The 15,116-nt window shown below is 41.5% G+C and carries 12 protein-coding genes; all 12 read right to left on the bottom strand.

The features are described 5' to 3' along the window. Positions 1-4 precede the first annotated feature (4 nt). The 12 genes from BLP87_RS05170 to BLP87_RS05225 all read right to left on the bottom strand — a co-directional run bounded on the left by BLP87_RS05170 (position 5) and on the right by BLP87_RS05225 (position 15,116). The gene (locus BLP87_RS05170; RefSeq protein ID WP_074461744.1) at positions 5-748 is read right to left on the bottom strand and encodes a DUF2334 domain-containing protein; all 744 of its coding nucleotides are present in this window, start codon (positions 746-748) and stop codon (positions 5-7) included. Further along, positions 745-1,719 carry an SDR family oxidoreductase gene (locus BLP87_RS05175; protein ID WP_074461745.1) on the bottom strand — a complete coding sequence of 325 codons (975 nt, stop codon included), beginning with the start codon at positions 1,717-1,719 and terminating at the stop codon, positions 745-747. The genes BLP87_RS05170 and BLP87_RS05175 overlap by 4 nt, the downstream gene beginning before the upstream one ends. Positions 1,720-1,760: 41 nt before the next feature. Beyond that, positions 1,761-3,077: a nucleotide sugar dehydrogenase gene (locus BLP87_RS05180; protein ID WP_074461746.1), complete on the bottom strand. Its 1,317-nt coding sequence runs from the start codon at positions 3,075-3,077 to the stop codon at positions 1,761-1,763. A 126-nt stretch (positions 3,078-3,203) separates the two neighbouring features. Beyond that, complete coding sequence (locus tag BLP87_RS05185) at positions 3,204-4,301, bottom strand: glycosyltransferase family 4 protein (RefSeq protein ID WP_074461747.1); 1,098 nt, start codon at positions 4,299-4,301, stop codon at positions 3,204-3,206. Positions 4,302-4,303: 2 nt separating this feature from the next. Continuing rightward, positions 4,304-5,299, bottom strand: a complete 996-nt coding sequence (locus BLP87_RS05190; RefSeq protein WP_074461748.1) for an ATP-grasp domain-containing protein — start codon at positions 5,297-5,299, stop codon at positions 4,304-4,306. A 1-nt stretch (position 5,300) separates the two neighbouring features. Then, positions 5,301-5,921: a sugar transferase gene (locus BLP87_RS05195; RefSeq protein WP_074461749.1), complete on the bottom strand. Its 621-nt coding sequence runs from the start codon at positions 5,919-5,921 to the stop codon at positions 5,301-5,303. Between the two features lie 33 nt (positions 5,922-5,954). After that, a complete protein-coding gene (locus tag BLP87_RS05200; protein WP_074461750.1) occupies positions 5,955-7,232 on the bottom strand; it encodes a DegT/DnrJ/EryC1/StrS family aminotransferase in 1,278 nt (425 codons plus the stop codon). Then, positions 7,229-9,172 carry a polysaccharide biosynthesis protein gene (locus BLP87_RS05205; protein WP_074461751.1) on the bottom strand — a complete coding sequence of 648 codons (1,944 nt, stop codon included), beginning with the start codon at positions 9,170-9,172 and terminating at the stop codon, positions 7,229-7,231. Before BLP87_RS05205 ends, BLP87_RS05200 begins: the two co-directional genes overlap by 4 nt. A 23-nt stretch (positions 9,173-9,195) precedes the next feature. Further along, positions 9,196-11,868, bottom strand: a complete 2,673-nt coding sequence (locus BLP87_RS05210; RefSeq protein WP_083334489.1) for an O-antigen ligase family protein — start codon at positions 11,866-11,868, stop codon at positions 9,196-9,198. Positions 11,869-11,938: 70 nt separating this feature from the next. Continuing rightward, complete coding sequence (locus BLP87_RS05215; protein WP_074461753.1) at positions 11,939-13,594, bottom strand: DUF6020 family protein; 1,656 nt, start codon at positions 13,592-13,594, stop codon at positions 11,939-11,941. Next, on the bottom strand, positions 13,581-14,531 hold the full coding sequence (locus BLP87_RS05220; RefSeq protein WP_074461866.1) for a glycosyltransferase: 951 nt from the start codon (positions 14,529-14,531) through the stop codon (positions 13,581-13,583). The genes BLP87_RS05215 and BLP87_RS05220 overlap by 14 nt, the downstream gene beginning before the upstream one ends. Positions 14,532-14,579: 48 nt before the next feature. Beyond that, the gene (locus BLP87_RS05225; RefSeq protein WP_074461754.1) at positions 14,580-15,116 is read right to left on the bottom strand and encodes a GNAT family N-acetyltransferase; all 537 of its coding nucleotides are present in this window, start codon (positions 15,114-15,116) and stop codon (positions 14,580-14,582) included.

Raw genomic sequence — 15,116 nt, forward strand, 5'->3', positions numbered from 1 at the left:
CTCCTCACTTTATGCTTTTCCTCAGATTAACAATATTGTATTTGGCCTTAGCTAAAATATACTCACAAATATATCCGAGTATCCCCTGCTGTGTAGCTTGCATGTCCATTAATTCAGAAAACGACACAACCTTCGCTGTCTCCAAAAGTTTCTCAAAATCTGCAAACTCTTTTTCATCCATTGTGTTGGTGTGATACACAAAAGTGGTTATTCCGTCCCTCTTATCAGAAAGGGTCTTGGAACGCCTTGAAGAAATTGGATAGTAAACAATTCCAGAGCGCTTATACGGCGCTCTTCCAAAACCGTCGGTAATACAGGAAAAACCGTTTTTCTTAAGAGCTTTGACAGTATTTTTGTCAAACGAATGTGAGGGTGCCATAAAAATATCCGTTAATATGCCATTCTCCCTCAAAATGCGCTTTCCGACTCTTAGCATATCATCCTGCTTGTAGTAAGGAACACCGGCAAACTCAGACTTTCCTCCTATCGGAAAGATTCCTGCCTCTTTTGTGGTATATACATGGTTAAAACCGTGCATTGCCACAACCCAGCCTGAGTTTTGAAGGTCTTTTACAAAGTTCCAGAAATTTTCGATAGGCTCCGAAATATCAAGCTTTTCATCTTTACACTCCGGAACAACCCCGATAAGAGGCTTGATGCCATGCTTATCGAGAAGTTCTTTAAACCTGTAAAATTTCTCCCGGTCCATTGCAGGAGTAATATCATCCATTCGTATCGCTATTTTCATAGATTTTCTTTGTACCAGTTAATGGCAAGCTCAATACCTGCTTTGAAATCATATGAAGGATCGTATCCGAGGTTCTTTCTTGCTTTTGAGATATCTGCGTTTGAATCTCTGATATCGCCCTTTCTTGCGGGTCCGTAGTTGGGCTCTACATCAAGTCCGAGTGCATCTGTAAGATGATGATAAACATCGATAAGATACTCTCTTCCGCCTGCACCGATATTGTAAGCTTCGCCCGCTGCATCAGATGATGCGAGGCAAGCTCTTAAGTTTCCTTCAATTACGTTATCAACATAAGTAAAGTCACGTGACTGCTTACCGTCACCGTTGATTGTAGGAGTCTCTCCGTTCATAAGCTGCTTAAGGAACTTGGGAATAACCGCAGCATATGCGCCGTTGGGATCCTGTCTTCTTCCGAATACGTTGAAATAACGAAGTCCGTATGTATCAAGTCCGTAGAGCTTCTTATAAAGCTTTCCGTACTCTTCGTCTACTTTCTTTGTAAGTGCATAAGGAGAAAGAACATTTCCTTCCTGTCCCTCTTTCTTCGGAAGAATCGTTGAATCTCCGTAAACAGATGAGCTTGAAGCATAAACAAACTTCTTAACTCCGTTCTGTCTTGATGCCTCCATCATATTAAGAGTTCCTCTGATATTGATCTCCTCATAAAGAAGGGGCATCTCGATGCTTCTGGGAACGCTTCCCCATGCAGCTTCATTCAAAACATATGTAACACCTTCCGTTGCTTTCATACAAGCATCAAGGTCTCTGATATCATCCTCGATAAAGGTAAAATTCTTGTTTTCCATTAAAGGCTGAATGTTCTCGATATGTCCTGTTGAAAGGTTATCAAGGCATCTTACCTTGTAGCCCATATCAAGAAGCGCCTCACAAATATTGGAACCGATGAAGCCTGCTCCGCCGGTTACCAGAAATAAACTGTCGTCATCAAATTTAAGCTCTTTAAAACCCATTTATCTATTACCACCAATCTCATATTAAAATAGTAAGGAAGTCATAAGCGCCAGTAGCTATATTCAGGCGCGGTATATTCGTTCATGTCATAGATTCCCTTAAGATCCATGAATACTTTTGTCTTATGCTTTGCATTGAAGAATTTTGCAATATCGGCCGGCTTGTAGCTCTCGAATTCTTTGTGAGCAACAGCAACGATAACCGCATCCATATCCTTAACGGCATCCAATGAATCGAAATCGATACCGTAAAGTCTCTTAGCCTCGTCGGCATCAGCTTCGGGATCAACCACTACGGGAGTGATTCCGTACTCGCCAAGCTCATTGTAAATGTCGATGATCTTGGTGTTACGTGTATCAGGGCAGTTCTCCTTGAATGTGAATCCAAGAATGGCAACCTTTGCATTCTTAACGGCAATGTCGTTTGCGATAAGATTCTTTACGCAAGACTCTGCAATATATTTACCCATATCATCATTAATTCTTCTTCCGGAAAGAATGATCTGTGAATGATATCCGAGTTCTTCTGCCTTATATGTGAGGTAGTAAGGGTCAACACCGATGCAGTGACCACCTACAAGGCCGGGGAAGAATTTAAGGAAATTCCACTTTGTTCCGGCAGCCTCGAGAACGCTCTTTGTATCGATATCCATCTTGTGGAAGATCATAGAAAGCTCGTTCATAAATGCTATATTAATATCTCTCTGGCTGTTCTCGATAACCTTTGCAGCCTCGGCAACCTTGATGGACTGTGCCTTATATACTCCTGCGAGTGCAACAAGGCTGTATACGTTTGCAACCTCTTCAAGAGTTTCTTCATCCATTCCTGAAACAATCTTTGTAATGGTATCAAGTCTGTGAACCTTATCACCGGGATTGATACGCTCGGGAGAATATCCTACCTTGAAGTCTACTCCGCACTTAAGTCCGGATTCCTGCTCAAGGATGGGAACACAGATATCCTCTGTTACTCCCGGATATACTGTTGACTCGTATACCACGATGCTTCCCTTTGTAAGATACTTACCAAGTGTATGGCTGGCACCCTCAACAGGTGAAAGATCCGGTGTGTGATCGTCATTTACAGGTGTAGGAACCGCAACTACGTGGAATTTACACTCACGAAGCTTCTCGGGATCTGCTGTAAACTCAACACTTGTATTCTTAATGGCTTCATCGCCGACTTCTCTTGTGGGATCGATTCCCTTCTTATAAAGTTCTACCTTGGCAGCGTTAAAATCATATCCGACTACCTTTATCTTCTTGGCATATGCCACTGCGATCGGCATGCCTACATAACCAAGTCCAACCAATGAAAGTTTTTCTTCTCCGGCGAGAAGTTTCTCATACAAACCCATTTGAATCCTCCAAATCATTAACATTTCAATGTTAAAGTTTTTTACATAATTATAGATTCTTAAATAAAAAATTCAAGAACACATTTATTATACTACGCCTGTCAAACATCTGTAAAAATCATATTTTTACAGTTCTTTAAGCGTTTGCTCATAAGTTGAAATGACAATTTTTCTGTCATAATTTTTCTCAATAAATAATCTGGCTTTTTTTCCCATTTCTTTCCTGTCATCTTCCGAAAGTGCCAGAAACTTTCTTATGGCATCCCGAAGTGCCGATGAATCGCCGGGCTTAAAGCCCATTCCCGTAACGCCCTCTTCAAAAGTCTCCTTACATCCGTTTACATCACTTGCAAGAACAGGTCTTCCGCACGCTCCCGCTTCAAGAAGCACATTGGAAAGTCCCTCATGATAAGAAGGATGCACTATCACATGGCTGTTTGCCATGACAGGTTCAACGGTATCAAGATGTCCGTGATATCTTATCGAGCCCTTTTCTTCAAGCGCCTGTATCATCGGTTCATACTTTGCTCTCTCATCCTCTTCGTACTCTCCGACAAGGTCAAAAGAAACATTATCATACTCGGATGTTATTGCTTCCGCAACCTCAAGATACTCCTCGATTCCTTTATCCTTCATTATCCTTATTACTGCAAGGAAACGTATTCCGTCATTCTCCGAAGGATATTCCCTGAAAGGGTGTTCCGTAAGATTGACTCCCGATCCCGGCAAAAGAGCTGCATTTTTCGCCGCAACTCCTTTATTTTTCATGAATTCAAGATTTCTCTCGTTTTGGAAAAAAACTTTTTTGGCCCTGCTCATAGAAAACGAATACATCTTTACAAGGATCTTACTCAGCATCCCTCCGCCTTCTATCGCGGTTCCAAGTCCCGTAACATTGCAGACATACGGGATTCTTAAAAACTTAGCAGCCATAGCCCCGTAAATATTGGGCTTTATCGTATATGTAAGAACCACGCCGGGGCGCGTATTCTTCATTATTTTCATGTAACTTGCAAACAGTTTGAGGTCTTTTAACGGATTCATCCCGTGTCTTTCAAGATGCGTATCCACAAGTTCCACATTCATATCGCGGAGCTTGTGCACATTCTCATCAAACGGGACCGATACTATCACTTTATGCCCAGCCTTTTTAAAGGATTCAAGAAGCTCTTTTCTAAAAAGAAAAAGACCGTTTGCATAGTTTGCCAAAATCAAAATTGTCATTATCAGATTTCTCTCATTCGATTCTCAAGGTTATCCAATGTATCTATGACAACGCTGTCATACATCATCATAACGACATTCTCGTCATACTGCCCGATCTGCTGAGGATTTTCTTCCTTCTCCACAACATTTTTGTAAATAAATGACGGGAAATCGACTCCCGCGCCGTAGGCATGAAGATAAGCTCCTCCGAATCTCGGATTTATCTCAGAGAGGTAATACTCTCCGTCCTGATAAAAAAGATCCATGTCAAGAGGTCCGTTAAACTTAAATACCTCAAGTGCTCTCTGCGCAAATGCAAAAAGTTTATCGTCTTTAAACGAAATAGTCTTGTTCGCTCCACCGATCGTGGTAGAAATCTTTTTCTTGGAAAAGATTGCAACAGGCTTGTGACTTATTGTATCGACATAGATGTCGGCATCCATATCTTTTCCGGTCATAAGTTCCTGAATAATAAGCCCCGGATCTTTCTCTGTAACTTCCTTGAGAAGTTCATAGGTATCAACCTTGCGGGCACCGACGCTTCCGCTTCCGGTTCTTGGCTTAACAAAGACGGGAAGCTTTATTTTGCCTTCCTTGTAGTCCTTGTCAAAATCAGAAAACGTACCGTAAGTTTTAACCGTTCTTATTCCCTTTGATGAGAGATATTTGTACATCTCAAATTTATCAAAACACAACTTTGCGGTTTCTTCGTAGGGTGCAAGAACTTCAACTCCAAGCTCTTCAAACTCTTTTCTGTGTGTTGCAAGAATCGCGATCTCGGGATCGATAAGCGTCGTTACCGCATCGATCTTCTCTTTCCTGCAGATATCGAGAATAGTCGGAATATACTCAGGTGCTGTTATAAGCGGAACTTTATAGCAAACATCCGCAAAAGCCGGAGCAGGTGCATATACGCTGTTATCAGTAACAACCATGTGAACCTTATCTCCAAGAGTTTTCCTGAAATCTTTTAAAAGTTCACAGCGTCTTCCGACACTGCAAAATAAAATGTTCATCTTACCGCTCCTTTGGTTTTGTGCCTGTAAATGCCTCCATCGTCGCATCCGTGGCACTGTTTATATCATCATGTTTAAATACGACCGCTATGGTCATGAAGAAAATCTTAAGATCGAAAAGAAAAGAAATATTCCTTGCGTAATATACATCTTTCTCAAATCTGTCTTCCCAGCTGAGAAGATTTCTTCCGTTTACCTGCGCCCACCCGGTAAGTCCCGGTCTTACATCATGCCTGTGCCTTTGTTCCTCGTTATAAAGAGGAAGATATTTTACAAGAAGAGGTCTTGGGCCGATAAAACTCATATCACCCTTTAAAATATTGATAAACTCAGGCAGTTCATCAAGACTGGTTGCTCTGAGCTTTTTGCCAAACTCGGGAAGTCTGTCTTCATCGGGAAGAAGATTTCCGTTTTCATCTTTCGCATCAGTCATTGTCCTGAATTTATAAAGGTTAAAAACCTTTCCGTCTTTTCCGGGTCTTGGCTGCTTAAAAATAACAGGGCTTCCTAGCTTAACTCTTACGAGTATCGCAAGTATAAGATACAACCAGCAAAAAGGTATAAGTACCAGCAAAGACAGTATTATATCTATCAATCTCTTAATACATTTTGAATATATCATCAGCTACTCCGAAATATGTCGTATTCAAAACATTTAGTCAAAGCATCTTCTTATGATCTCGATGATCATATCCTGCTGCTCTTTTGTCATCTTGTTATCACTTGGAAGACATAAACCTCTGTTGAAGATATCGGCTCCAACATCCTTAAAGCCTTCCTCTTCAATATAAGCGTTACTGCGCGCTCTTCCGTTTCCGTACTTTGTGATAAAAGCATTTGACCTGTAAATAGGCTGCATGTGCATGGGTTTCCAGATCGGACGTCCCTCTGCGTTATTCTCGGCAATGGCGCTGAGGATTTCCGTGGGACATGTCTTTCCGGGTTCGGGATTATAGAGAACTTCTTTTTCTCCGCGAACCTGTCTGCACATTACATCTTCATCTATGATCATGCATGAAAGCCAGAAGTTTGGCTCACTGTTCTTCTTATCATAAGGGTTCATCCTTACGGGAAGCCCCTTGAGTCCTTCTTTGTAACGCATGAAGATTTCTTTTTTCTGAGCGATATGCTCTTCAAGATAAGGAATCTGTCCTCTTACGATTCCGGCAATAACATTACTCATTCTGTAGTTATAGCCAAGTTCCTCATGCTGGTACCAGGGAGCGTCCTCTCTTGCCTGAGTTGACCACTTACGCACCTTATGAGCATCTTCGGTACTGTTTGTAAGAAATGCTCCTCCCGCAGATCCCGTTATTATCTTGTTTCCGTTAAAAGAGAGAATGCTGTAATCGCCGAAAAGTCCCGTCTGCTTTCCCTTATATGTTGCACCGAAAGATTCAGCCGCATCCTCGACTATAAGTGCATTGTGCGCACGACAGATTCTCTGGATACCGTCTATCTTTCCGGGAGTTCCGTAGAGATGTGCAACAACTACAAGTTTTACATCAGGATATGTCTCAAATGCTCTTTCAAGAGATTCGGGATCCATGTTCCATGTATCTTCTTCAGTATCGATAAATACTGCCTCACCGCCCTCGTAGGCAATGGGATTTACCGTAGCATCGAAAGTAAGATCCGAGCAGAATACTTTCTTTCCTTCAAGTGTTCCGTGACCGACCTTCGGCTGTCCGTAAAGCCTTTCACCCGCAAGTTTTATCGCAAGATGAAGCGCGGCAGTTCCTGATGAAAGTGCAACAGCCTCCTTACATCCGACTTTTTCACATATAAGTTTCTCTGCCTCATTTATATTTGCTCCGACGGTTGACATCCAGTTGGTGTCATATGCCTCCTGCACGTACTTGATCTCATCGCCGTGCATTGTCGGGGATGAAAGCCAGATTTTCTTTTCAAAGGGTCTAATTTCCACGATCATTCCTCCGTATTGATTTTTTCAGCAAGCTGCTTAAGCATTTCTTTGTGTTCTTCCGTACTGTCCGCTTCATTATTGGCGGGATGGTATGTTGTAACTATCTCTTTTACGAGAGTTCTAATTTCGGGTGATTCTTCTTTTGCCGCAATATTCAGCCTCTCAAGTCCCGAGAAAAACTTCATCTCATCGAGCTGAATAGGTTTTCCGATGTGGATCATCTTATTTGCCGTATCCTGAAGTCCTTCTTCATCCATGAGCATCTCTTCATAGAGCTTCTCACCGGGGCGAAGTCCCGTAAATTCAATTCTGATATCCTCTCCGACTTTGTATCCGGAAAGTTTAATGAGGTTCTCCGCAAGATCCAGTATCTTGACGGGTTCTCCCATATCAAGTACGAATATCTCGCCGCCCTTCGCAAATGCTCCTGCCTGAAGCACAAGTGAGACCGCCTCGGAAATTGTCATAAAATATCTGATGATGTTAGGATCTGTAACCGTAACGGGACCGCCTGCCGCAATCTGTTTCTTAAAAAGCGGTATAACAGAGCCGTTTGAACCAAGTACATTACCAAATCTTACCGCAACGAACTCCGTATTATAGTGCTTATTCATTGTCTGAACGATCATCTCACAGATTCTCTTACTTGCACCCATTACGTTCGTGGGATTTACAGCCTTATCGGTTGAGATCATAACGAACTTCTCAGTTCCGTTCATTGCTGCCGCCATAGCTGTCTTCCACGTTCCGAATACGTTGTTCTTGATAGCTTCATTCGGGCTGTCCTCCATAAGAGGCACATGCTTGTGCGCAGCCGCATGATATACGATCTCAGGCTTATATTTCTCAAAGATCATATTGATCCTGAGCGTATTTCTTACTGACGCAATGAGAACAACAAGGTCAAGGTTCGGATACTTTGTCTTGAGTTCCTGCTGAATGTCGTAAGCATTGTTCTCGTAAATATCAACTATTATAAGTCTCTTCGGCTTATGTCCTGCAATCTGTCTGCAGAGCTCCGATCCGATAGAACCGCCTCCGCCCGTTACCATAACGGTCTTTCCGCTGACATATCCGGCGATGGAATCTATATCTACAGCAATGGGATCTCTTCCCAAAAGGTCTTCAACTTCCACATCACGAAGTCGCGATACGTTTACCTCACCGCTTAAAAGCTGGTACATTCCGGGAAGTGCACGCATCTTACAATGTGTATTCTTACAGATATCAAGTATCTTCTTAAGTTCCTGTCTTGAAACGGAAGGAATGGCAACGATGATCTCATCGATATCATAGAGATCAGCGCACTCAACGATCCTGTCTCTTCCGCCGACAACACGTATACCCTGAATATATTTGCCCCACTTGTCCGAATCATCATCAATGATACATTTGATGGACATTGTGTTGTAATTGCTCTTGATAATATCCTTAATGATAATATTGGCAGCTTCACCCGCACCTATGACCATTACCGCTTTGGCATTTTTGTTCTTCTCAGCATGGTGCTTGGCGCTTCGCAAAAATCTGTATGAAAATCTGCTTGCAAATATAAGCGCAATGAGCAGAACCAGATAAAGGAAATAATAGGTTTTCGGCTCAGCCTGATGTCCGGGAACTCTGAAAAACTGAAGTCCCACTGCCGTAATACCGCTTGAAACGGCACAGCCCATTACAAGGTTCTGTAGTTCTCTTTCTCCCGCGTATGCCCATAAGCTGTCATAAAGCTTAAAAACATAAAATACAATAAGGGTTACGACAATATTTATAGGCAAATAAGTGATGGTTGTCGTAAGGAAATGCTCTTCGACCTGATCGAGATCGAGATCGTATCTCATAAGTACAGGTATAAAGCTCACAAGGATTACACTTATCACATCGTAAATAATAAGTACCGCACGCCTATATAATTTCTGATAATTAAAAGGTTCTTTTTTCTTATCCATAGCCATTCTCTGTTTTTAAGATATCATTTGTTATTCTGCATCAAAGGAAAGATTGAAAGCATAAGTGCCGGTGTCATCGGATAACTGAATTCAAATACCGATTCACTTATTCCCGCAACCATAAATCCGATCGCAATTACAAAAGGAATAAGCGCCAGCGGCTGTTTATCTTTATTCTTCTTAAAATAGTTAAATCCAACAAAAATACTTCCAAATACAAATACCACAAACATTATTCCCGCAGGAACTCCACTGTCATACGCAACTTGAAGATAAGTGTTGTGCGCATGATATGCAGCCATTCCGTCAGGAAGTATTGGCTGATCTGTATGTCCCGTCAGATTCATCTCTTTTAAATAGGTTCTGTATATAGTAATCCTGTTATTGGAAATACTGTCAAGCTTATCAAGAAGAGTGCTTTCTCCTTCGGATTCACCTTCTTCGGCCTCAATCTCTTCCGCTTCATTCTCAACACCGTCTGCCGCAGTAAGAAGCATCATTGCCTCTGCATCTGTAAACTGCGTTGAAGCAAGCATATTGTCTGCATTTGGTGCAGTCATTCCAAATGATTCATTCTCTTCTACGGTTTCATCAATAGGATCGCCGTATTCATCCAAAAGTGGTTTTCCCGTCTCGAGATCGTAATTATATACATCATGAGGATAATCATACGTTCCCATATCAAGTCCGAGGATCTTGCCGGCAAACAGATTGACAAATCTCTCAACACACATGTAATTGGTGCTTCCCCATGCAGCTCCGCCTCTGACAAAAGGATCTGTATCATCGTTTGCCATCAGTACGGGATTTCCAACCATTGCAGGGATTATTCTCTGAAGCGTAAATACCGGTGAAAAGCAAACAACCACCGAAACGATCATGGCGATCAGTATCTTTCCGAATCTCTTTTTATAACTCATAAGCACACAAAAAGCGCAAATGAAAAGTGAAATATAAGCCGTTCTTGAAACGGTGAAAATTGCGTAAACAGAAATAACTCCAAACAGTATAAGCTCTTTCCATGCCGTTTTTATAAGTTCCTTTGCTCCCGAATCTTTAGGAAGAGCGACAATCTTTACAGCCAAAAGAACTGCCGAGACCGCTCCCATAACCGTCAGATATTCGGCTGTTACCGTCTGTGTATGGAACAAGAAACCGTATCTTCCGCTCACATAGCCCGCAAAGCATCTGTACATGAGACAATAAACAAATGAAATACCAAAGTTAAGCATGAGACCGCCTGCCAGTATACTCAGCCAGTCTTTTCTTCCTTTCCAGACAAGGCCTCTTAAATACAGACAGGAGAATGTAGCTGCAAGTGCAACGCCCCACCAGCTGCCGTTTCTCATAACTATGAGTACAACAAAGAAAACGTATACAAAAACACCGAAGCGTGATACGCTTGCGCGTTCTTCATTAACACGGATATTCTTATTGAGCTTCTCATTAATATATCCCGCAAGAAGCTTAATGAGATTTATAGCCACCAAACCACTCAGCATGAAGATTATCACGGCATATTTTATAGCTGTATTTTTTTCCGTGAAATCAGCCTCCGATTCAGGAAACAGATTGCGGTTATAGTAATAAACTCCGCCTATTCCCGAAACAACGAGCCAAACAATGTTAAGTACATTAAACGCCTCTTTTGCGGTAAACGTAAGAAGCATCATTACAATGAATGAAATCGCCATTTTTCTTTCCGAAAGATGCCTGAATGTATCATAATCATCATTCATACAGGCACATGAGTACCAGATACCCATAGCCATTGAAAGCATCACAAGAAAGTATCTCACTCTGTCTCCGGAAGCTATTCCGTCAATAAATGAAATACCCAGTTCACTCTTTACCGCTTTATGATTAATGGCATAGAAGGTTATTCCCGCTGCCACAATAAGTCCTATTTCATAAAAGATAATGTCTGCAGCCCTTACGTCAAAGACTTTAAGAGGAAAGACCATTATCATAAGTGCCGGGTAAATAACCGCGGCAATCGGATTAGCAACGCATTTCACGCACTTCTCGACAGTTATTAAACCGTTTCTGCCGGGGCGCTTTGCAAAATACAGCCCGATAAGTCCGTATAAAAAAGCTGTAATTGCTGCTATAACCGCAATAATTGCAAGCGAGATTTTCTTTGATATCGGGATTCTGTAGTTGTATCCCGCCGCAATGTGCATTCCTGGAATCTCCGTGATACCGCTGCCTTCACTGTAAGCGCTATGTTCATACAAACTTCCGACATATTCGGGATTCTCGGGTACCGTCTCCAAGTTTATATCAAACTTTGATCTGCATCCCCTTACATATAGGATATATTCTTCCCCGACTTCGACATTATATTCAAGTGTCGCTCTCACATAGCCCGGAAGTTCCTTGTCTCCGGTATCGACAAGAGTCTTTATAAGTTCCCTTCCGCCAATGTCACACACGGTGACATCAATATATCTTCCCTTCTCCATTTTGGAGATGTATATATCCACAGAACTTAATCTGTCATATCTTGCAACAAATTTCTGCGAATAAAAATTCTCAAAATTTACGAGCTTGTCTTCTTCTATCCTGTCACCGCCTGCGGAAGTATCCATAACCTCCGTCCATAGGCGGGCCGGCCATATACTCAAAACGGTTACCAGGGCAACAAGAAGCAACACCGCTCTATACGCTGTTTTTCTATCTATTATTTTTCTCATACAAGTGTGCTTTTCCCTCTTTTGTTAGGCACTAAACCAAGATAAATATTATCATACCTGTCCACCTTAATCAAACAGGCTCGCGTACTGATAAAAGTGGCAACGCATACCACAATATGACCACATATCTGACGAGGTATGTGGGGCCCAAAAGAACCGTCAGCCATGTCAGTATTAATGGCAGAAACGGCAGAACCCTTCCAAACTCTCCTTTTGACAAGCGGTACAACATAACGAAAAGGTAGATAAACATATAAAATCCGGGCGAAAAAAGAAGCGCCAACACCGGTGCATCCTTGTGGAATGTCCCGATGGATATATATCTGTAAAGCTTGTCAATCACAGGAATATAGCTGTTTCGCTCTCCCGGCTGTTCCACTTCATATCCAAAGTAAGAACTGTCGGTATATGTAAAGGTAAATACCGATGTTCCTTTATATACATTGATAAGCGCCGGCGGATACCAGTATCCGTACGAAGTAAGAAACCATGAATTCATGTACGTAGCCGGATGTCCCGCCCCGAGCCTTATCCAGAGTTTCCAAAAATCTCCGCTATTTTTTTCATATAATTCGTTGTTGAATCCATACTTCACAAGATCTGACACGCGTGGCGTATAATTCGCAAGATTATCCTCAGGAATGTATGTCTTAAGCGTAGCAATATCTTCGGGTGACATAGATTCTTTTTCATAGGTATATACCCTTGCCATCTGCATTATAGGTACCGTAAGCATTTCCTGATGATCTGTTCCTTTTGTTGAAAAAATTGCCCCAAGCGCCGCATTTATCACAAGATATGCAACTACAGGCACGGCAAGAACAAGCGCTAAGCGCTTCGTAAGTTCTTTTCTGAAATATATAAATGCAAAAGGTAAAAATACAAGATATGCATAAAAGCCGTTGTGCCTAAAGAGCGGCATAAGAACCGCCGAGGCAATAAAGCTTATGACAGAAAATCTGCTCTTTAAAAAAGCTTCTCTGTCCTCAACAAGTTTTATAAGCGATAATGTCACGTACAGCAGAAATGCGGTAAAAAGTCCGTCTTTACTTGAGCATAGATTGTACATCACGATGACGGGAAAAACTCCGTAGTACAAATTCCATGCTATAAGCGAACGTTTTCCGATACCTTTTTTTCTCATGTAATCCATGACATATGCAAGGATAAGTGTGATCACAAGCATCTGGAAAAAAGTATATATAAATATTCCACCGTTCCAACTGCCCGTGAGTTTATGGAAGACTGCTATCGTGCCACCAAGAAGAAGCACATGCAAAAGAGGATGATGCGTTGAAAATGTTCTGGTAAGAACTTCATTCAGTTCATCCTGCGCATCATATACAAAAAAACCGGGAAACTCGGCAAGGATAACTATAGTATTAAGAACTACCATGATCGCCCAACTCTTAATCATGAAATTCTTTTCCTCTTTAGGCTCTGTTCTGCCACCTAAAGTCACAAAGCCGAAAAGTTTTTTGCCCTGCCTTGCTCCGTCATAATTTCTCCAGACATAGCGGACATCTATGGTAAGAATTACGGCAAAACATAAGATAAGCGCATAAGTTCCCGCATCTTTAAAATTTACGTTGTCATACTTTTCAAGCTGATATCCGAATACCAGAAAAATACCCGATAAAATGCCAAATAAGCCTGACATAAGCCAGGCTATTACGTTTTGTTTTTTATTATTTATTTTTTCAGGCCCCATATTACTCTTTATCATCACGTGTTGTCTCTCGAATTACATACTGAGGATTCTTGTTCTGCGCAATGTATGTTCTTCCAACATACTCTCCCACCATTCCAAGCATGAAAAGTATCATTCCGCCGATAAATACCAATGCGGACATAAGAGCATAATATCCTTTATAATTTGATGCATACGGATAAACAAATTTCAAAATGATCGTATAAATACCGAACAAAAATCCGGCTACAGACAAAAGAAATCCGACCATAGTCGCTAGTCTGAGCGGTTTGATACTAAACGCGGTAAATCCGTTTATCCATAGCATAAAGAGCTTTGCAAGATTATATCCGCTCTGTCCGACTTCTCTTTTTCTGTGATTGACATCAACATTTACTACATTGCTTGTTGTCCTCAAGACAAGTCCAATAACATAAGGAAAAGAGCTGTCGTACTTGATCATCTCGTTAACGACAAATCTCCTTACACCGAAATAACTGGAAACAAAGAGTTCTTTTGGCTTTCCAAGCATAACTTCCGCCATCCACTCATTCATTGCCGTTCCGAAATTTCTGAAACTGTTGTGCTGCTTGTGCGCATATCTTGCATATACGGCATCCGCACCGTCTCTAAGCGCATTAAGAAGCTTGAACACTTCGCCTGCGGGAGTCTGACCGTCATCGTCAAGACATACCACATAATCGCCCTTCGATGCATTAAGTCCCGCCATAAGAGCAGCATGCTGTCCGAAATTCTTGGCAAAATTGATTCCTGTCACAATCTCGGAATGTTTAGCCGCAATCTCATTGATAACTCCCCATGTATTGTCGGGAGATCCGTCATTTACAAGCACGATCTCATAAGTATACTCACCTGAATCCTTCATTGTATCTATAATTTCATCAACGACCACACCCAGCGTATTTTCGGATCTGTAGCATGGAATTATGAAACTTACCGATTTTTTCTGCATTCTATCTAAACCTTTCGACTTATGATCTGCATCCATGGCAGAGCTATTTTATAACATTTTTTCCATAAGTATCATATCACTTTTTTGCCCATCACTGCACTCAACCTGTGCAAGGTCTTTAGTCTTCACAAATCCTGCATTTGAGTAGCTCTTTATCGCAACTTCGTTGTGAGCAAATGCTTTCAGGAAAACTTTTTTAAGACCTATATTCACTTTAGCATAAGTAAGTGCCAGAATCGCAGTCTCATTGCCATAGCCTTTACTGATCGCATCATCCTCACCGATGAATATACCATATTCCGCAAACTTTTTTTCCTTGTCGATATCTCTGAAATACACGCTTCCCACAGGTCTGTGCTCATTGCCATTCTCACAAATAATAAACTGCTCAACGAAACCGGGAATAATCCTCGTTTTATACCAGTTCTCATGCAGTTCTTTTGTAAAAGGTTCCTTGAAAACAAAGTTTTCCCTGACTCTTTTATTGTTTCTCCATTTTACAATAAGCTCAGTATCTTCCGGGGTAATCTTTCTGAGAGATACCTTCTCTCCACAAATTACATAGTCGTGTATTTCTTTTCCCAT

It is taken from the genome of Butyrivibrio hungatei (genome assembly GCF_900101605.1).
GTDB classification, from domain to species: domain Bacteria; phylum Bacillota; class Clostridia; order Lachnospirales; family Lachnospiraceae; genus Butyrivibrio; species Butyrivibrio hungatei_B.